Consider the following 18,489-nt stretch of genomic DNA (forward strand, 5'->3'; position numbering starts at 1 on the left):
TTTCCGCGAATGTCCTGGCGACGCGCGGCGTGAGGGACTAGGTTCCCGCCCGTGCCCACCGCTGATCACCCCTCCCCCGGCGTCCGGGTCTACACCGTCTGCTCGGAGGTCCCGCCCGACGTGGTCGGCGGCCTCGGCAGGTACGCCGAAAGGATGACGGGCGCGCTACGAGACGCCGGGGTGCCGGTCGTGGTCTTCGGCGCCGCACCCCGCGGCGGCCGGGCGCCCGGGACGGAACGCCTGGGTGACGTCACGCTCCACCGGCTGCCCACCCCCGGCCTCCGTGGTGGATCGGTCCTCCCGCCGGGCGTACGTCGGCTCCTGAGGGTCGCCGGACTGCTCGTGTTCAACGTGCGGGCGGCCGCCCGGATCCTGAGAGCCGAGGCGGGACGGACCGGCGCGGTCGTCGCCGTGCACGACTGGATGGGCTGCGCGGCCGGAATCGTGTGCCGGGTGCTGGGACGGCTGCCGGTCGTGTTCCACGTGCACACCCGCGAGCTGAACGCCCCCGCGGGTGATGGGCCGGCGCCGCGTCGTTCGGCGTACGCCGTCCTGCTCGACCTGCTGGAGACGGCTCAGGCGAGGATGGCGCGGCTGATCCTGGTGCCGAGCGTCCGCATGCGCGACGACCTCGCCGCCCGCGGCTGGCCGCGGGACCGGCTGCTCGTCGTGCCGCACGGCTTCGAGGAGCCCGGCCTGCTGCGGCTTTGCGCGCTGCCGGACGACCAGCGCGACCGGATCCGTGCGGAGGTGCGACGGCGCTACCTGCCCGGCGGACAGGGCCGGCTCGTCGTGTTCGCCGGACGGCCGTCGCCACACAAGGGCGTCCGGACGCTGATCCGGGCGGTGCCACGGGTCGTCTCCGAGCACGGTGACGCGCGGTTCGTGCTCGTCGGCGCCCAGGCGCCGCAGTCCGGCGACGCCGTGGCGGTGGCCCGGCTGATCGAGCGGACGCGGACCTCCGGGCACGTGGTCGCCGAAAACCGCTTCCTCGCCCCGGACGAGGTGTTCGCGCACTTCCTGGCCGCCGACGTCTGCGTCTTCCCGTCGGTGTACGAGCCGTTCGGTCTGGTCGCCGTCGAGGCGATGGCGCTCGCCAGCCCGGTGGTCGTCGGGCCCGGCTACTCGCCCGAGGTCGTCGGCGACGGCGCCGTCCGCTGCGCGCGCGACGATCCCGGCGAGCTGGCGGCGGCCCTGCTGGGTGTCCTCGGCGACGCCGGGGAGGCGGACCGGCTCGCGCTGCGGGGCGCGGCGTACGTGCGGGAGCGCTACAGCTGGGCGCGCACCGCCCGCCGCACGCTCGCGGCGTACGCCGACGCGGCGCGTCTCCGCCCGGGGGCGTGATCACTCCCCGGGCGGGGACCCCGCGGGACGGTCAGCCGATGCGGAGCGGGAGCGTACGCGGTCCCCGCACCTGACCGGGGGCCCAGGTCACCGCCGAGGGGTCGGCGAGGCCGAACACGGGGATCCGCTCCAGCCAGACCTCCAGGGCGACCCGCAGCTCCATGCGGGCCAGATGCGAACCCACGCAGCGGTGGATGCCGAGCCCGAACGCCACGTGCCGGTTGACCTCGCGATCGATGATCACCTCGTCGGCCCGGTCGAACTGCGCGGGGTCGCGGTTGGCCGCGGGGAACGACAGCAGGATCCAGTCGTCGGCCCTCATGTCGACGCCCCGCCAGTGCATGTCCTCCTTGACCAGCCGGGCCATCGTGACGGGCGCGTACGCCCGCAGGAACTCCTCCATCGCGGTCGGCAGCAACTCCGGCTCGGCCACCAGGCGCTCGCGGTCGGCCGGAGTCTTCGCCAGGTGCCACAACGAGGCGCCGATCGCGCTCCACGTCGTGTCGATTCCGGCGATGAGCAGCAGGGCGATGGTGCCGGCCACGTGCGTCGGCTCCAGCTTGCGGCCGTACAGCTCCGCGTCGACCAGATAGGTCGTGAGGTCGTCACGGGGGTTGGCGACATGGTCCCGGATCTGGACGTACAGGTAGCCGAACAGCTCCTCCATGCGCGCCAGCCGCTCCTCCGGAGGCAGGTTGACGCTCTCCAGCGCGGTCTCGACGAACCTGCGGAACCGCGTCCCGTCCTCCGGCGGGAAGCCCAGCATGTCGGCGATCACCCGCATCGGGATGTGCTGCGCGTAATCACGCGCGGCGTCGACGACCTCGAGTCCCTCCAGCGTGTCGATCAGCGAGTGGCAGAAGGCCCTCGTCGCCTCCTCCCGCCTCGCGACCGCCTTCTTGGTGAACGCCGGAAGCAGCAGCTTGCGCGCGTCGTGGTGGAACGGCGGGTCGGAGGAGATCGGCGGTACGGATCCCACCGGCGCGATGTCCCTGGTCGGCCGGTAGTTGCTCATGATGATCGACCGGGAGGAGAAACGCTCGGTGTCGTAGGCGACCGCGGCGACGTCCTCGTATCGCGTCGGCAGCCACCCGCCGCCGTACCTCCCGGTGTGCGCGATCGGGCAGCGCGCCCGCAGGTCGTCCTGGATCGGGTACGGATCGGCGGCCCACTCGGGCTCGTGGTGAGAGAAGTCCGTCGCCCAGTCCGAGACCGGCCCGGTGACGATCTCGTTGCGGGTGCCGGCAGGCGGCTCCTCGCTGTCCCGGAAGTCGCGGATGAAACGGTCGTCGACGGTCATCTCAGGCCTCCTCGACGACGGCGACCGCCCGCTCGGGGCAGTTGGAGGCCGCGACGCGCGCCGCGCGCTCCTCGCCCGGCGGCACCACGCCGTCGCCGGCGACCTGTCCGTAGCCCTCGTCGTCCTCCGTGAACAGCGTGGGGGCGAGGTCGTAGCAGCGGCCATGTCCCTGGCAGCGCTCGGGGTCGATCTGAACTCTCACTGTGGTGTTCCCCTTCGCGGAGTGGGGTCGGGTCGGGGCGAGTGCGGCGACGAGCCGGGTGAGCAGGGCGGTCCACTCCTCGTCGCCGACCGCGTGCAGGTCCCTCGGCACGAGCGCGCTGCCCATCGAGAGCAGGAGGCAGAACTGGGCGAGCGCGCCGGGCGACAACGCGGGGTCGATCTGTCCGGCGTCCTGGGCGGCGCGGACGAGCCCGGAGAGCCAGTCCGCCCGCTCGCCGACGTAGTCCCGCATCGGCCGGGCGACGTCCTCGTCACGCCGTGCCGCGACCAGCGCCTCGACGATCAGGGAACCGCGTGCGTCACGACTGCGCGGAAGCTTGCGGCCGACGGCCAGGAGCAGGTCCGCGACCGGCCTGCTCGGGTCGGCGGCCAGCAGGTCGGCCAGCAGCCGCGGCCCGTGGGCGCGCAGCGCGGCCACGATCAGCTCGGCCTTCGAGCCGAAGTGCGCGTACAGGGCGCCGTTGCTCACCCCGGCCGCGGCGGCGATGTCGGCCACACGAGTGCCGTCGTAGCCACGGCTCGCGAAGACGTCGGCGGCGGCACGCAACAGCCGCTCACGCGTCTCGGCGGCGGTGACGCCCGCGATCCGCCCCATGCCGAAATTAAATGATTGTTCATTTGATTGCGTCAAGTCGTGCCGCGGGTTGCGAAGGAAAAAGTTTTCCAAGGACGCCACCTGGGATTCCGGCAGGAGCCGGGCCTTGCTCCCGGGGCCGCGAGTCCCGGCCCGCACCGAGGGCGAGAACGGTGCCGGTGTCAGGGTCGCAAAGCGAACCCCGCAGACTTGCAGTATGTGGCGCAAATGGGCATCAATCAGGCATCGCACCTGGTTCGTCGACGCGGCGCTCGCGGCGGCCGTCATCGCGTTCACCATCCCCACCACCCTCATCGGCTACAGCTTCTCCCTCTGGGGCGGCACGCCGGGCGGGCCCGAGATCGCGATAGGAGTGATCACCGCGGCGACCATGCTGGTGCGGCGCCGCACCCCCTGGCCCGCGATCGTCGCCTCGGCCGCGTGCGCCTGCGCCGCCGGGCAGGTCGTGCCGATGATCCTCGCCGTCTTCTCCATGACGGCCGAGCATCGGGTGCGCCGGTGGCAGTACGTCGCCCTTGCCCTGACGGTCATCTACTTCGCCGTCGACTACGTGAACCCCCACACCGACCACTCGGTCTACTTGAACATCGTGCGCGCGCTGACCCTCATCTACCTGCCCGCGGTGGTCGGCACCTGGGTGTACGCCTATCGGCGGCTCATCCGGGATCTGCGCGTCGGCGTACGCGAACGCGAGGAGGTCGCCGCCTCCGAGGAGCGCCGCAAGATCGCCAGGGAGATGCACGACACCGTCACCCACGCGGTCACCACCATGGTGCTCAACGCCGGCATGGCCCGTGACACCATCGAGCCGGGCGAGATCCGCGACCTGACGGCCGCCATCGAGGACAAAGGCGTGCAGGCGCTCGGCGAACTGCGTGAGCTGCTCACCGTGCTCCGGCGCGAGGACGGGGATCTCGCCGAAGGCAGCGAGGCCATCGTTCGGCTGGTCGGCGAGGCCCGGGCCGGCGGCCTCCAGATCGACCTCCGCCTCGACGTGCCCCCGGGAGGGCTGCCCAGGCAGGTCTCGCACGCCTGTTATCGCCTGGTGCAGGAGGGACTCAGCAACGTGCGCAAGCACGCGCCGGACTCCCGCGTGCAGGTCACCTGCGAGGTCACCGGCGACCAGGTGGCCGTCTCCGTGGTCGACACGCCGAACCCCGCCCATGCCGGCGGGAGGACGGTCAGGGCGGCGCCCTCCCTCGGCGGCGGGTACGGACTGGCCGGAATCCGGGAGCGCGTCTGCCTCGCGCAGGGCCGGTTCGTCTCCGGGCCGACCCCGGAGGGCGGCTTCGTGCTCGCAGCCCGGCTCCCCCTCCGGCGGCCGGACGGCTGACGCGGGCCGTCACACGGGCGGACCGGTTTTCGCCCCAATTACAGGGGTACGCCCTTCAGACCGATACAGCGCGAGCACGTGGGCCCGGGACGCACCGGCGCCGGGCCGCCGTCGCCGGAGGCGGGGTGCTGCGTGCTGCGTCGCCAACACACGCGTCCGTCGTCACGATCGGTTTGCTGAGGACAGTCATGAGAGCAGTGGTCTACGAAGGCCCCCGACAGGTCAGCGTCACCACTGTGCCGGACGCCCGGATCGAGCGGCACACCGACGTGCTCGTCCGCGTCACCACGTCCAACATCTGCGGGTCCGACCTGCACATGTACGAGGGCAGGACAAGCTTCGCGCCGGGCCGGGTGCTCGGGCACGAGAACCTCGGCGAGGTCGTCGAGATCGGGGACGCCGTCGACCGGGTCAAGGTCGGCGACATGGTGTGCATGCCGTTCAACATCTCCTGCGGCTTCTGCGCCAACTGCGAGCGGGGCCTGACGGCCTTCTGCCTGACCACCAACCCCGAGCCGGGCCTGGCCGGCGCCGCGTACGGCTACGCCGACATGGGCCCGTACAACGGTGGCCAGGCCGAGCTGCTGCGCGTGCCGTACGGCGACTTCAACTGCCTGATCCTGCCGGAGGACGCGCACGAGAGGCAGACCGACTACGTCATGCTGGCCGACGTGTGGCCCACCGGCTGGCACGCGACCATGCTCGCCTGCGTGCAGCCGGGCGACACCGTCGTGGTCTACGGCGCGGGCCCGGTCGGACTGATGGCCGCCTATTCCGCCGTGCTCAGGAACGCGAGCGGCGTCATGGTCATCGACCATCATCCGGACCGGCTCGCCAAGGCGGAGCAGATCGGCGCGATCGCGATCGACGACTCCCGGTCCTGCCCCGTGGAGGAGGTCCTGGAGCTCACTCAGGGGATGGGCGCCGACCGGGGCTGCGAGTGCGTGGGTTTCCAGGCGCACGACCCGGAGGGCGCGGAGCGTCCCAACATGACGCTCAACAACCTGGTCAAGTCGGTGAAGTTCACGGGGAACATCTCCGTCGTCGGCCTTTTCGTCCCCCACGACCCCGGCGGCGGGGACACCCTCTCCAAGTGGGGCAAGGTCGCCATCGACTACGGGACCTTCTGGTCCAAGGGACAGACGATGAGCACCGGCCAGTGCAACGTCAAGAACTACAACCGCCAGCTGTGCGCCCTCATCCACGAGGCCGGGGCCCGGCCGTCCTGGATCGTCTCGCACGAGCTGGATCTCGACGACGCACCCGGGGCGTATCAGCACTTCGACGCGCGGGAACAGGGCTGGACCAAGGTGGTCCTGCATCCCACCAAGGCCGGCTGAGCGCCTGGCGGCCGCGTCCGGGCGGCCCCGGCCGCGCTGATCGCGATGAGCCGGGCCGGTGATCGGCGGAAGCGGGCGGACCGTACTGTTGTGGTGGAAAGCCGCGGCAGTGGAGGCGCCCGGCGCGACCAGGAAGGAACAGGCGCGTGCTCACCGTCTGCGTGGCCCCTGCGGACCCGCCGCTGATCGTCGAGTCGGTTCGCGCCGCCGGCGGCGAGGTCGTCGGCGATCCCCGCCGGGCGGAGGCGCTGGTCTGGACCGACTCGCGGCCGGAGGGCGTGCGCGATTACCTGACACCGAGCGTGCGCTGGGTCCAGCTGCCCTCCGCGGGTGTGGAACGCTGGACGCGGGAGGGGCTCGTCGACTCCACGCGCGTGTGGTGCTCGGCGGCGGGGGCCTACGCCCCGCAGGTCGCCGAGCACGCCCTCGCCCTGCTGCTGGCCGGGGTGCACCGGCTGCCCGCCGCCGCACGGCGCCGCACGTGGCAGCGAGACCAGCCCGGCACGCTGCGCGGGAGCACGGTGGCCGTCGTCGGCGCGGGCGGGATCGGCAGGGCGGTCGTCCCCGGGCTGCGCGCGCTCGGCGCGAGCGTCCTCGCGGTCAACCGATCGGGCGAGCCCGTCGAGGGCGCGGCCGAGACCGTGCCGTTCGAGGGCCTGCCCGGCGTCTGGTCGCGGGCCGACCACGTCATCCTCGCCGCGCCCGCCACCCCGGAGACGTACCGGATGGTCGGGCGGGACGAACTGCGCGCCCTGGGCCCGCACGCGTGGGTGGTCAACGTGGCCCGGGGTGAGCTCGTCGACACCGGCGCCCTGCTCGCCGCGCTGCGTGCCGGCGAGATCGGCGGCGCCGCCCTCGACGTCACCGACCCCGAGCCGCTGCCCGACGGGCACGGCCTGTGGACCGAGCCGAACGTGCTGATCACCTCGCACAGCGCCAACCCGCAGGCCCGCCTCACCGAGAGCCTCGCCGAGCGGGTGCGCGAGAACGTCGCCCGCTACCTGCGGGGCGAACCGCTGCTGGGCCTGATCGATCCGGCGCGGGGCTACTGAGGCGGCAAGAACCTGATCGGAGCGGGAGACGCCCTCTCCGCCGGGCACGGGCCGAGGCCTCGGGGGCCGGCTGCACGGCCCTCCGGGCTCTCTCGAATCCACGACGATCGATGCGGACCGGGGCGGTTTGCATGGACCGGGCGGTGGCGGCGAAGATCACCGGATGACCTCCCCCGGCCCGGCTCGACGGCGGTTCGCGCTCTTCGCGCTCGCCGCCGCCGTCGTCTGTGTCTGCCTCCCGCTGGCCGAACCGGCGCTGTGGACCGCCGACCGGGGACTCTCGTTGAAGATCCTCGTCATGCTCGACCGGAACGTGGTGCCGGTGGCGATCCTCGTGCTGGCGCTGCCGCTCGGAGTGCTGATCGACCGGACGCGACGCCGGTCCGTCCTGGTGGTGTCCGCGCTGCTGGGAGCGGCGGTGGTCACGTCCGTCGCGGCGGCCGGGGCCGCCGGGACATCCGCCTTGCCGCACCTCCTCGTGGTCATCACGGCGTCCGGCGTCCTGACGATGGTGACGGGGCTCGGCGCGGACGCGTACCTGCCCTCCGTCGTACGGCGTGAGCGCCTGCTACCGGCGAACGTCCTGCTGACGCTGCTGCCGAGAATCGTCGTCGTGCCGGTGACGCTGGCGGGGACCGTCCGGTGGGGTTCCGCGTTCCTGTTCGCCGTCGGCCTGGCGTTGGCGGGGGCGGCGGCGCTGTTCCGCGGCGTCTGCGCCGTCGAGAGCCCGCCGCCGCCCGCGACTGGACTGTGGCGGGAGACGGCGGAGGGGATCCGCTTCACGGCCCGGCATCCGGCACTGCGGGCGATCGCCCTCTATCTGGTGCTGTCGGCCCTGTTCGCCGGGATCGCCGACGCGGCGGCGGGCGCGGCGTGGGAGACCGCCCTCAACGGCCTGAGCGGGACGCCGACCGGTTTTCCCTGGTGGCTGAGGATCGCGCGGGTTCACGGCCCGTCCGTCATCGGGGCGCTGCTCGCCGTGCTGCTGCACCGCAGGCTCGGGACCTTCCGCCTGGCGTGGTGGGCCCTGCTCGCGAGCGCGCCGTTCACCCTGCTGCTCGCCTTGTCCGGAACCGGGCCGGGACCGATCTGGTACGTCCTCGGGGCCGCCGTCCCCGCCGCCGGGACGGTGATCGCCGCCGTAGCCCTGCTCAGCCACCGGCAGGCCGTCACGCCACACCGGCTGCTCGGGCGGACGGGCGCCCTGCTTGTCGTCCTCACCACCGTGGCCGACGGTGGGGCGGACCTCCTGGAGTGGCCCGCGGAGCGGCTGGCCGAGCTGGGCGGCGTCGCTCCCGCGGCGCTCGCCACCGTCGCCGCGCTCGCCCCCGTCGCTCCACTGCTGCGGGCCCGGCGGGCCGCGGCCGATCACGATGCCGGAGCGGCCGCCGCTTCGGAAGCCGGCGCCCCCACACCGACGAAGGGCTGATCACTCCCGTCTGCCCGCGATGAGCCGGGGCTGTGGGCGACGACCGGGCGCGCGAGGGGCCCGACGCGGTCATCCTCGGGCGCGGGAGGCGACCCGCACCCGCGCGAAGACCCGCTCACGTCACGTGAACCGGGCGCCCGCCCGGTCGCCGATGGCGTCTATCGTCTCCGCATGGAGGTCTGTCCCATCACCGCTCCGGCCACCGCCGAGGAGGCGGAGGCGATCCAGGACGCCCTGCGGCCCCGGCTGGACCTGACCGGCCCAGGTCCCCGTGACCCCGCCCTGGTCGCGGGGGTGGACGTGGCCTACGCCGACGACCTGCTGGCCGCCGCGGTCGTGGTGCTCGACGGGGCGAGCCTGGACGTGGTCGAGCAGGTGACGGTGCCGGGACGGCCCGCCTTCGACTACGTGCCCGGACTGCTCGCCTTCCGCGAACTGCCCAGCCTCGTCGAGGCGCTGGAGCGGCTCACCGTCACTCCCGACCTGCTCGTCTGCGACGGGTACGGCCTGGCGCACCCGCGGCGGTTCGGCCTCGCCTGCCACCTCGGGGTGCTCACCGGCCTGCCCACGATCGGCGTCGGCAAGACGGCCTTCGTCGGCTCATTCGAGCAGCCCGGCCGGGAGCGCGGCGCGTGGAGCGAACTGCTCCTGGACGGTGAGGTGGTCGGTCGCGTGCTGCGCACCCGGGACGGCGTCAAGCCGGTCTTCGTCTCCGTCGGCCACCGCGTCGACCTGGAGACCGCCTGCCACGACGTCCTCGCTCTGACCCCCCGTCACCGGCTCCCCGAGACGACGCGCGCCGCCGACCGCCTGTGCCGGGCGGCGCTGAAGGCCGCCCTGGCCGCTTCCCCCTGACGGACGGCCTGACGACGCGCTGACGAACTCCCCCGGCGTACGCGCCGTCGCACGTCCGGGCCGTGGTCAGGACGAGCGCTCGGCGAGGTGGCGTTCGACGGAGGCGACCTTGGCGTCGAGCCTGCCCTGCCCGGCGCGGGCGTCGGCCTTGAGCACCAGGCTGACGCGGGAGCAGCGGGCCTCGACGGCGGCGACCGCGTCCTTGACGACGCCGAGCACCTCGTCCCAGGTCTCCCCCTCGACGGTGGTGAACATGGCGTCCGTGCGGTTGGGCAGCCCGGACGCGCGGACCACGCGCACCGCCTCCGCCACCGCCTCGCCGACATCCTCACCGGCGCCGATCGGCGTGACGCTGAACGCGACGAGAACCGACATGAACCCTCCTCGAAGATCACATCTGCGGGGTCACGCTAACACCCGCCCGGTCACGTGCGGGTGGTGTGCTCACCCTTCCTGTGGCGGGCGGCCGCACGGGCATGCGCGCCCGTCAGGAGAGTACGCATCCGATCGGCCGTGGCGTCGCCGGGGTTGAGCACGCAGATCCAGGACTGGGCGGCGTAGACCGGATGCGGCAGGATCCGGTCGAGCGCGCGATAGTCCACCGCCTCGCGACGGCCGGCGTGCGCGGCCGGCGGATAGCCGAGCACTTCCTCGAACACGGCGCGGCCGACCCCGATGTTGACCCGGAAGACACCGGGCCGGTTCAGGTCGGAGGCGGTGTCGAACCCCTCGTAATCCTTGACGACGATCGTGGCGAACGGCATCTGCCGGTTCGAGGGCAGGTCGTCGGGGTCGTAGTAGAAGAAGGTGTCTCCCCACGCCGCCCGCGGGGCGCCGTTGTCCTCGCCGGCGGTGAAGGCGACGACGCCCGGCAGGCCGGTCACGAATTCGATGACGTCGTTCTCGGTCACACGAGGTCCCTTTCTCGGTGGATTTCCTCCTTCGAGTGTTTCATTGAACTTCCCTGTGAGGCTTTTTCGGGAAATTCGCAGCCGGACCTTCGTGAACTCTCAACCCGCGGCTCACGCGTCCTCGGCGGACGGCCGGGGAACCCGTACCACCGCGACGGGGCAGTGCGCGTGGTGCAGGACCGCGCGGCTCACCGAGCCGAGCACCGCCGCGCCGACGGCGCCACGCCCCCGCGACCCCACGACGAGCAGATCGGCCTTCTGCCCGGCCTCCACCAGCGCGGTGACCGGGTGCGCGCAGACGGCCCGCGTCTCGGCGGGGACGCCCGGGTTCCGCTCCCGGTGGGTGCGCAGCGCGTCCGCCACGTAGTCCTCCTGCGCCGTGCGCACCTCGTCGAGGTCATAGGCGATCTCGGGCGCGAAGGAGTGCACCGGAAGCTGCCAGGCGTACAGCGCGAGCAGGCGGCACTCGCGCAGCCGTGCCTGCTCGTACGCGTAGGTCAGGGCGGCGCCGGCCTCGGCGGAGCCGTCGACGCCGACGACGACCAGCCCGTGGGGCGCCGACACCCCGGGACGCACCACGACGACGGGGACGTCGACCTGCCCGGCGACGTGCATGCCGACCGATCCGAGCAGCATGCCGGCGAATCCGCCGTGTCCCCTGCTGCCGATCACGATCTCCGCGGCGTTCGCGGCCTCCTGGCGCAGCACACGGGACGGGTCGCCCTCGATCAGGGCAGGGGTGACGCGGACGGCCGGGTGGGTCTCCCGTACGGCCTGCTCGGCCTCCTCCAGTATCCGCCGGCCGGCCCGGTCGAGCTGGTCCTCCACGGGGATGGGATAGCGCGCGATCTCGTACGGCAGGCGGTCCACCGCGTGGACGACCCGCAACGGCAGGCCCCTGCGCGCCGCGTCGCCCGCGGCCCACTCCACGGCGGCGGCCGCGGCGCGCGAGCCGTCTGTGCCGACGATGACGGGTCCGGTCATGACTCCTCCTTCTGCTCCTGCCCCTATCCGACCGTCTGCGCGACGTCGGGGGCAGGGCCGCTGGTCCCTGCCCCGCGGGACCTTCCTCCCTCCGCGGGGGGCGGCGCTCGGGGCAGGGCCGGTGCGTCGGAGCCAGGAGATCGCGAGCGGGCTCGCGCGGGCCGGCCGGCTCGCGTGCCGCTGGTGCCGCGAGCCGGCCGGAGGGTCAGAACCGGACTGGACAGTCAGGACGCAGACCGGAGCGACAGGAGCGGATCGGAGAGTCGGGAGCAGGCGGATGTCAGGAGCAGGTGAATCCGCTCGCTCCCGGAGAGGAGGGGCCGGACGCCTGGAAGCCGAAACTCGCCGACGCGCCGGGCGCGAGGTTCCTCGCCCACGAGGGCGCCTTCGCCGTCCAGCGCGTGCCGCTGGAGGTCACGGTCGCGCTCCAGCCGCTGACGAGGCTCACTCCGGACGGCATGTCCCAGGTGACCGTCCAGTCGGACAAGGCCGCGGTGCCGGCGTTCTTGACCGTGACGTTCGTCGTGAACCCGCCCTGCCAGGAGCTGGCCACCTGATAGGTCACCTGGCAGTTGCCGGGGTTCGCCGAGGGGGACGGGCTGGGGCTGGGCGAGGCCGACGGTGAGACGGACGGCGACGCCGACGGCGAGACGGACGGGGAGACCGACGGCGAGGCGGACGGCGAGGGCGAGGGCGACCCGCTGGGCGTCGTCGTGGTGTAACTCGCCTCCGTGTAGTCGGCGCCGCACTGCGATCCGCAGGACGCGGGCAGGGCGAAGCTGTAGACGCGGCCCCCGTTCACCAGCGCGTCGGACGCGTCGCGCACCCGGATCTGGAACCGGGTCGCGCCCTGCGTGAGCCCGCCGATGATGTACGACTGGCCCATGTCGGAGTTCATCTGGGCCTGCTTCCAGGCGCCGTCGGCGTAGTACTCCACTCCGTGGATGCCGTTGGGCAGGTGGGAGACCGCGATGGCGGGCCACCACGCCTGCGCGCCCTTCATGAAGCCGATCCTGATGTCGCCGCTGTAGCCGGGCGCCGGGACGAACGACCACGTCAGGTGGCGGTTGTTCCAGTGGTTCGGGTACATGTCCCCGACCGGCGCCCCGTTTTTGACGAACCTGTTAAGCGAGGGCTTCGACAGGTCCAGGTGATACCGGTCGTCGCGGCACCAGCCGTTGGAGTCGCCGCAGCTGTCGGCGACGATCATGGTCAGCGTGGCGCCGTTGTAGGCGTCGGAGACCCACGAGCCGTTGCGGCAGAACGCCTGGCCGGGCGCGCCGTCGTTGACGCCGGTGCAGTAGTCGGAGACGGTGACCTTCACGTACCGGCCGCAGTTGAGGCCGTTGTTCCACAGCCCCGCTTTGGAGGCGTTCGCACCGGTCAGCGGCCGGGGGTAGAAGGAGTAGTCGCCCGGTGTGTCGTACACGTTGAGCGCGACGAAGTCCTGCGAGTCCAGCTCGGACTGCGGCATGCCGCAACCGCCGTACGGTGAGCCGAGGCCGTCGAAATAGGTCGCGCTGCCGGTCACCGGCGCGGGCGGGTCGTCGACCGCCCCGGCCGGCGTGGCGGCGGGCCAGGCGGTCAGCAGCACCGCGGCGACGGCGGCCGCCCAGATGCGGCGTCGGAAGGAAAGGCTGCGGCCGTTCATCGGGCTCCCTGCGCTCACGGTCGGCTCGGAACGCGGCGATCGTGGCGGCGAAGCCCTCCTCCGTCAAGGGTCGGGTCAAGGCGGCCCTCGCCGGCGAGCCGGTGAGCTGGGCGACCCTCCGGTGAGGGCCTGTAACTTTCATCACCATGCGAAACCAGAGACGTGCGTAAGCCGACTTTCGGGGCAGAGGACACGAAAGCACTCATCAGCCTGGGGAGCGACCATATGACGGAGTTGGCGCGGGATATGGCGGTCGGCGTCGAAGAGGAGTTCCACGTCGTGGACCTGGAAACCCGGCAGCTCGTCCCGCGCGCCGGTCTGCTCCTCCAGCAGTTGCCACCCGATCGGTTCACGCAGGAGTTGCAACGCTCGGTCGTGGAGGCCAACACCCGCCCGTGCACGCGGCTGGAGGAGCTCTCGCGTGAGCTCACCGGGCTGCGGGCCGAAGCGGTCGCGGCGGCGGACGGCCTCGGCCTGGGCGTGGTCGCCGCGGGGGCGGTCCCGCTGGTCGACGCCGAGACGATGAAGATCTCCCCGGACCCGCGCTACGAGCAGATGCTGGCGGACTACCAGGCGCTCGCCCGTGAGCAGCTCATCTGCGGCACCCAGGTGCACGCCGAGGTGCGCGACCGCGACCTCGCGGTGGCCGTCACGCACCGGCTGGCCCCCTGGCTGCCGCCGCTGCTGGCGCTGAGCTGCAGCTCGCCGTACTGGATGGGAGCCGACACCGGTTACGCGAGTTTCCGGTCGATGGTGTGGCAGCGCTGGCCGACCGCCGGGCCTGTGGAGCACTTCGAGTCGGCCGAGGAGTACGACGCGATGGTGGACGAGCTCGTGCGGTCGGGGGTCATCAGCGATCCCGGGATGCTCTACTTCGACGTCCGGCCGTCGGCGCACGTGCCCACGGTCGAGCTGCGGGTGTGCGACGCCTGCCCGCGCGTGGACGACATCGTGCTGATCGCCGGGCTGTTCCGCGCGCTCGTACGGCGGGAGCTGGACGCCCTCGCCGCCGGCGGCCCGCCCCCCGCGGCCGAGGAGCCCGTGCGTACGGAGCTGGTGCGGGCGGCCTCCTGGCGGGCGGCCCGTTCGGGGCTCGACGGCGAGCTGATCGACCCCGTCGAGGGCGTGCCCAGGCCGGCCCGTACGGTCGTCGGCCGGATGCTGGAGGAGCTGCGGCCGCAGCTGGAGGAGTCCGGCGACTGGGCGCTCGTCTCGTCGCTGGCCGAGCGGGCGCTGGCGGACGGCGGGTCGGCCGCGCGGCAGCGCGAGGCGTTCCGGCGCGGCGGCCGGCTGACCGATGTGGTGGACCTCCTGCTGGAGGAGACGAGGTCCGGGAACCGGCGACTCGCGGCGGCCGGGAGGTAGGACATGTGCGGACTGACCGGCGAGATCCGGTTCGACGGGCGGCGCGCCGACATCGGCGCGGTGGGCCGGATGACCGACGCGATGCACGATCGCGGCCCGGACGGGTCGGGCCTGTGGTCACAGGGCCCGGTCGCCCTCGGCCACCGGCGCCTGAAGATCATCGACCTGTCGGACAAGGCGGCCCAGCCGATGGCGGATTCCTCCCTCGGCCTGGCCGCGGTCTTCAACGGCTGTCTCTACAACTACCGTGAGCTGCGCGCGGAGCTGCGGGCCGAGGGGTACCACTTCTTCTCCGGCTCCGACACCGAGGTCCTGGTCAAGGCGTTCCACCACTGGGGACCCGACTGCGTGCGCCGCTTCGCGGGCATGTTCGCCTTCGCCGTGTTCGAAACGGCGACGGGACGACTCACGCTCGCCCGCGACCGGCTCGGCATCAAGCCGATGTACGTGTCCGGGGACGGGCGGCGGCTGCGCTTCGCCTCCACCCTGCCGGCGCTGCTCGCCGGGGGCGAGGTGAGCACCGACGTCGACCCGGTCGCGCTGCACCACTACATGACCTTCCATTCGCTGGTGCCCGGCGATCGCACGATCCTCGCCGGTGTGCGCAAGCTGCCCCCGGCGACCGTACGCACGGTCGAGGCCGACGGGACCTCCCGCGACACGGTCTACTGGGACCCGCCTTTCACCAGGCTGCCGCAGTACGACGGGATGGACGCGCACGACTGGCGCGAGGCCGTGCTCGACCGGCTGCGCGCCGCCGTCCGCAGGCGCATGGTCGCGGACGTGCCCGTGGGCGTGCTGCTGTCGGGCGGCCTGGACTCCAGCGTCATCGTGGCGCTGCTGGCAGAGGAGGGGCAGCGGGACCTGTCGACGTTCAGCATCGGGTTCCACGCGGCGGGCGGCGACGCGGGAGACGAGTTCCGCTACTCCGACCTGGTCGCCGAACGGTTCGGCACCGACCACCATCGCATCCTCATCGAGGACTCCCGCCTGCTTTCCGGCCTGCCGGAGGCGGTGCGGGCCATGAGCGAGCCGATGGTCAGCCACGACTGCGTCGCCTTCCACCTGCTGTCCGGGGAGGTGGCCAGGCACGTCAAGGTGGTGCAGTCCGGGCAGGGCGCCGACGAGGTGTTCGCCGGATACCGCTGGTTCCCCCCGCTCGCCGCCGTGCCACGCGAGGAGGCCTTCGCGACGTACGCCAGGGAGTTCTTCGACCGGCCGCACGAGGACCTCGCCGGCATCGTCGCACCGGACCATCTGCGTGGGGAGGACGTGAGTGCCGGCCTCGTCCGCCGTCACCTCGACCGGCCTGGCGCCGAGACCGCGCTCGACGCGGTGTTGCGCCTGGAGACCCGGCTGATGCTCGCCGACGACCCGGTCAAGCGGGTGGACAACATGACGATGGCCCACGGCCTGGAGGCCCGCACGCCGTTCCTCGACCACGAGCTGGTCGAACTCGCGGCGGCGTGCCCGCCGGAGCTGAAGCTCGCCGGGGGCGGCAAGGGCATCCTGAAGGAGGCCTCCCGGGCGCTGCTGCCGCGCGAGGTCGTCGACCGGCCGAAGGGCTACTTCCCGGTGCCCGCGATCCGGCACATCGACGGGCCGTTCCTCGATCTGGTGCGCGACGCGCTCACCGCGCCCGCCGCGCGCTCCCGCGGCCTGTTCGACCCGGCGTACGTCGGGAAGCTGCTGGACAACCCCCAGGCCGACCGCACCACGACAGGGGTCAACATGCTGTGGCAGCTCGGGCTGCTGGAGATGTGGCTGCAGGCGCAAGGGATCTGATGGCGGAGCACGTCCTCGGCGCCTGGGGCTGCTGGGCGCCCGCACTGGCCCCGGACCACCGCGCCGTCGCGTACGTCAGCGACCGCGACGGCGGGCCACGGGTCTGGGTCGAGCCGCTGCGGCCGGGCGGGCGGGCGTGGGTCGTCGGCACCGGGCCCGAGCCGGTCACGGACGTGAGCTGGTCGCCGGCCGGGGGCCGGCTGGCCGTGCTCGTGGCGCCGGGCGGCGGCGAGCACACGCAGGTCTGGACGGTCCGTACCGACGGCGGCGACCTACGCCCGCTGGCCGCGCCCGAGGGCGGATCGGCGTGGTTCGTCGACTGGACCGGCCGGGGCGACCTGCTCCTGGTCGCCGAGGTCTCGGCGTCCGGGCTGACCGAGGCCCTGCTGATCGACGCGGCCACCGGGAGCCGTGAAACGGTCGCCGCCGGACCGCTGCTGCACCCGGAGTCGGTCAGCCGCGACCACGCGAGGGTGCTGCTGCGGCACGGCCCGCGCGGAGTCCGGCGCATGTACGTCAAGGACCTCTCCCCGGACGGCACGCACCTCCCGGGAGGCACGGCCCTGTCCGGGGGCGCGGGCCTGTCCGGGGGCGTCGCCGAGCGGTCGCTGCTCGCGGGCCTGCCCGGCTCGACCGAGCGCGGCGTGCTCTCCCCCGGCGGGGCGACCGCCTACCTGCTGACCGACGCGGGCCGCGACCGTGCCGCGCTGGTCGCCGTGCCGGTCGACGGGCTGACCGGCGGACTGGGCGGCCGACAGGGCGGCAGAAAGGGCGGCCGACCGCTCGCCGGACCGCTCGCCGGACCGCTCGCCGGGGGCCGGGAGGGCCTGACGGTCGTGGTGGCCGAGCGTCCGGACGCCGAGCTGGACCGCTTCGCGCTCAGCGTGGACGGCCGTCGCCTGGTGCTGGTGTGGAACGCGGCGGGACGCTCGAAACTGGAGGTGCTGGAGACGGGCAACGACACCGGCGGCGGCGCCAACGACGCCGTGCGTGCGGACACCGACCCTGTGCACCCTGAGCGCGGGGCCTCAGAGCCCTCCACGGGCGCCACATGCGCCGGGGGCGTCAGGGACACGGGCACGGTCGGTGGTGGAAGTGACGGCGAAACTGCCGAGTCCGATGCGCGGTCCGATGCGCGGTCCGATGCGCGGTCCGATGCGCGGTCCGGCGCGGAATTCGGTGCCGAGTCCGGGGCGCGGCCCGGCGCGGAGTCCGGTGCGCAGTCCGATGCCGAGTTCGATGCCGAGTTCGATGCGCAGTCCCGTGCGCGGCCCGGCGCGGGGTTCGGCGGCGGCTCCGGGTGGGTGCGGCGCCCGCTCCCCGCTCCGCCCGGTGAGGTCGTCTCCTCCGTCAGGCTGTCGCCGGACGGCCGGATGGCCGCGCTGGCCGTCGAGGGACCGGCCCAGCCGTCGCACGTCGTGCTCTGCGACCTGGACGAGGGCCGATACCTGCCGGTCGCCGGAACGGCCCGGATCGCCGGGGCCGTGGACGCCGAACTCGTGCGCGTCCCGGCCCGCGATGCGCTGGAGCTCAGCGGGTGGCTCTACCGGCCACCCGGCGTCCTGGGCCCGGCGCCGTACGCGATCTTCCTGCACGGCGGGCCCGAGGACCAGGAGCGACCGGCGTTCACCCCGCTGTACCAGTGCCTGGTGGCCGCAGGCATCGGCGTGTTCGCGCCGAACGTGCGCGGGTCGGCCGGGTTCGGCCGCGCCTTCCGCGACGCCGACAACCACGCGCTGCGCTTCCACGCCATCGACGACGTGGCCGACTGCGCCGCCTACCTGGTGCGGGCAGGGCTCGCCGACCCCGCCAGGCTGGCCTGCATGGGCTGGTCGTACGGCGGCTACCTCACGCTGGCCGCGCTCGTCACGTATCCGCGGCTCTTCCGCACCGGAGTGGACGTGTGCGGAATGGCGGATTTCGCCACCTTCTACGAGCGCACGGAGCCGTGGATCGCGGCGGCCGCCGTGAGCGAGTACGGCCATCCGGAGACCGACCGCGACCTGCTGCACGCCCTGTCACCTCTGCACGCCTTCGACCGCCTGACGGCTCCCCTGCTCGTGGTGCACGGCGCGCGGGACACCAACGTCCCGGTGTACGAGGCCGAGCAGGTCGTCCGCGCGGCACGGGCCCGGGGGGTGCCCTGCGAACTGCTGCTGTTCGAGGACGAGGGGCACGAGATCCGGCGGCGAGCCAACCGGGCCAGGTTCGTGAGGCGGGTGACCGAGTGGCTCGGACGGCACCTGACCGCCGTCTCCTCCGGGTGACTCACGGCGCCGGCACCTCAGCGGTGCTCAGCCGTGGTGATCTCCAGCCCTGACGC

The 18,489-nt window shown here is 73.1% G+C and carries 15 protein-coding genes; 9 read left to right on the forward strand and 6 right to left on the reverse strand.

Annotation, left to right across the window (positions count from 1 at the left end):
- Window positions 1–51: 51 nt before the first annotated feature.
- A complete protein-coding gene (locus tag ACQPZZ_RS21700; RefSeq protein ID WP_432921086.1) occupies window positions 52–1,344 on the forward strand; it encodes a glycosyltransferase family 4 protein in 1,293 nt (430 codons plus the stop codon).
- Window positions 1,345–1,375: 31 nt separating this feature from the next.
- On the opposite strand, the gene ACQPZZ_RS21705 is transcribed toward ACQPZZ_RS21700, so the two are convergent.
- Both ACQPZZ_RS21705 and ACQPZZ_RS21710 read right to left on the reverse strand, forming a co-directional pair.
- The gene (locus ACQPZZ_RS21705) at window positions 1,376–2,644 is read right to left on the reverse strand and encodes a cytochrome P450 (protein WP_432921089.1); all 1,269 of its coding nucleotides are present in this window, start codon (window positions 2,642–2,644) and stop codon (window positions 1,376–1,378) included.
- Window position 2,645: 1 nt separating this feature from the next.
- Window positions 2,646–3,461 carry a TetR family transcriptional regulator gene (locus ACQPZZ_RS21710; RefSeq protein ID WP_432921091.1) on the reverse strand — a complete coding sequence of 272 codons (816 nt, stop codon included), beginning with the start codon at window positions 3,459–3,461 and terminating at the stop codon, window positions 2,646–2,648.
- 196 nt (window positions 3,462–3,657) lie between these two features.
- Here ACQPZZ_RS21710 and ACQPZZ_RS21715 point away from each other — a divergent pair, with 196 nt between their 5' ends.
- The 5 genes from ACQPZZ_RS21715 (at window position 3,658) to ACQPZZ_RS21735 (ending at window position 9,470) form a co-directional block, all read left to right on the forward strand.
- Complete coding sequence (locus ACQPZZ_RS21715) at window positions 3,658–4,794, forward strand: sensor histidine kinase (protein WP_432921094.1); 1,137 nt, start codon at window positions 3,658–3,660, stop codon at window positions 4,792–4,794.
- Window positions 4,795–4,982: 188 nt separating this feature from the next.
- Window positions 4,983–6,134, forward strand: coding sequence for a glutathione-independent formaldehyde dehydrogenase (locus ACQPZZ_RS21720; protein ID WP_432921097.1), 1,152 nt, complete (start codon window positions 4,983–4,985; stop codon window positions 6,132–6,134).
- A gap of 146 nt (window positions 6,135–6,280) precedes the next feature.
- Entirely contained in the window at window positions 6,281–7,186 is a 906-nt protein-coding gene (locus tag ACQPZZ_RS21725) for a D-isomer specific 2-hydroxyacid dehydrogenase family protein (protein WP_432921100.1), read from the forward strand.
- 163 nt (window positions 7,187–7,349) lie between these two features.
- Window positions 7,350–8,615, forward strand: coding sequence for a hypothetical protein (locus ACQPZZ_RS21730; RefSeq protein WP_432921103.1), 1,266 nt, complete (start codon window positions 7,350–7,352; stop codon window positions 8,613–8,615).
- Window positions 8,616–8,786: 171 nt separating this feature from the next.
- Window positions 8,787–9,470, forward strand: coding sequence for an endonuclease V (locus ACQPZZ_RS21735; protein ID WP_432921106.1), 684 nt, complete (start codon window positions 8,787–8,789; stop codon window positions 9,468–9,470).
- 66 nt (window positions 9,471–9,536) lie between these two features.
- Here ACQPZZ_RS21735 and ACQPZZ_RS21740 read toward each other — a convergent pair whose 3' ends face one another.
- The 4 genes from ACQPZZ_RS21740 to ACQPZZ_RS21755 form a co-directional block, all read right to left on the reverse strand.
- Window positions 9,537–9,845, reverse strand: a complete 309-nt coding sequence (locus tag ACQPZZ_RS21740) for a thiamine-binding protein (RefSeq protein WP_363646842.1) — start codon at window positions 9,843–9,845, stop codon at window positions 9,537–9,539.
- Between the two features lie 50 nt (window positions 9,846–9,895).
- Window positions 9,896–10,381, reverse strand: coding sequence for a DUF6194 family protein (locus ACQPZZ_RS21745; protein ID WP_432921110.1), 486 nt, complete (start codon window positions 10,379–10,381; stop codon window positions 9,896–9,898).
- A gap of 111 nt (window positions 10,382–10,492) precedes the next feature.
- On the reverse strand, window positions 10,493–11,365 hold the full coding sequence (locus ACQPZZ_RS21750) for a universal stress protein (protein ID WP_432921113.1): 873 nt from the start codon (window positions 11,363–11,365) through the stop codon (window positions 10,493–10,495).
- Between the two features lie 280 nt (window positions 11,366–11,645).
- Window positions 11,646–13,016, reverse strand: a complete 1,371-nt coding sequence (locus ACQPZZ_RS21755) for a cellulose binding domain-containing protein (protein WP_363646839.1) — start codon at window positions 13,014–13,016, stop codon at window positions 11,646–11,648.
- Window positions 13,017–13,241: 225 nt separating this feature from the next.
- Between ACQPZZ_RS21755 and ACQPZZ_RS21760 the strand changes: the two genes are divergently transcribed.
- The 3 genes from ACQPZZ_RS21760 to ACQPZZ_RS21770 are packed head-to-tail and all read left to right on the forward strand — an operon-like array spanning window position 13,242 to window position 18,433.
- Window positions 13,242–14,381 carry a carboxylate-amine ligase gene (locus ACQPZZ_RS21760; protein WP_432921116.1) on the forward strand — a complete coding sequence of 380 codons (1,140 nt, stop codon included), beginning with the start codon at window positions 13,242–13,244 and terminating at the stop codon, window positions 14,379–14,381.
- A 3-nt stretch (window positions 14,382–14,384) separates the two neighbouring features.
- Window positions 14,385–16,166 (forward strand): N-acetylglutaminylglutamine amidotransferase, encoded by a 1,782-nt coding sequence (locus ACQPZZ_RS21765; protein ID WP_432921118.1) that lies wholly within the window; start codon window positions 14,385–14,387, stop codon window positions 16,164–16,166.
- On the forward strand, window positions 16,166–18,433 hold the full coding sequence (locus ACQPZZ_RS21770) for a prolyl oligopeptidase family serine peptidase (RefSeq protein WP_432921121.1): 2,268 nt from the start codon (window positions 16,166–16,168) through the stop codon (window positions 18,431–18,433). Before ACQPZZ_RS21765 ends, ACQPZZ_RS21770 begins: the two co-directional genes overlap by 1 nt.
- The last annotated feature ends 56 nt before the right edge of the window (window positions 18,434–18,489 follow it).

This window comes from Microbispora sp. CA-135349, assembly GCF_050947365.1.
Lineage (GTDB): Bacteria > Actinomycetota > Actinomycetes > Streptosporangiales > Streptosporangiaceae > Microbispora.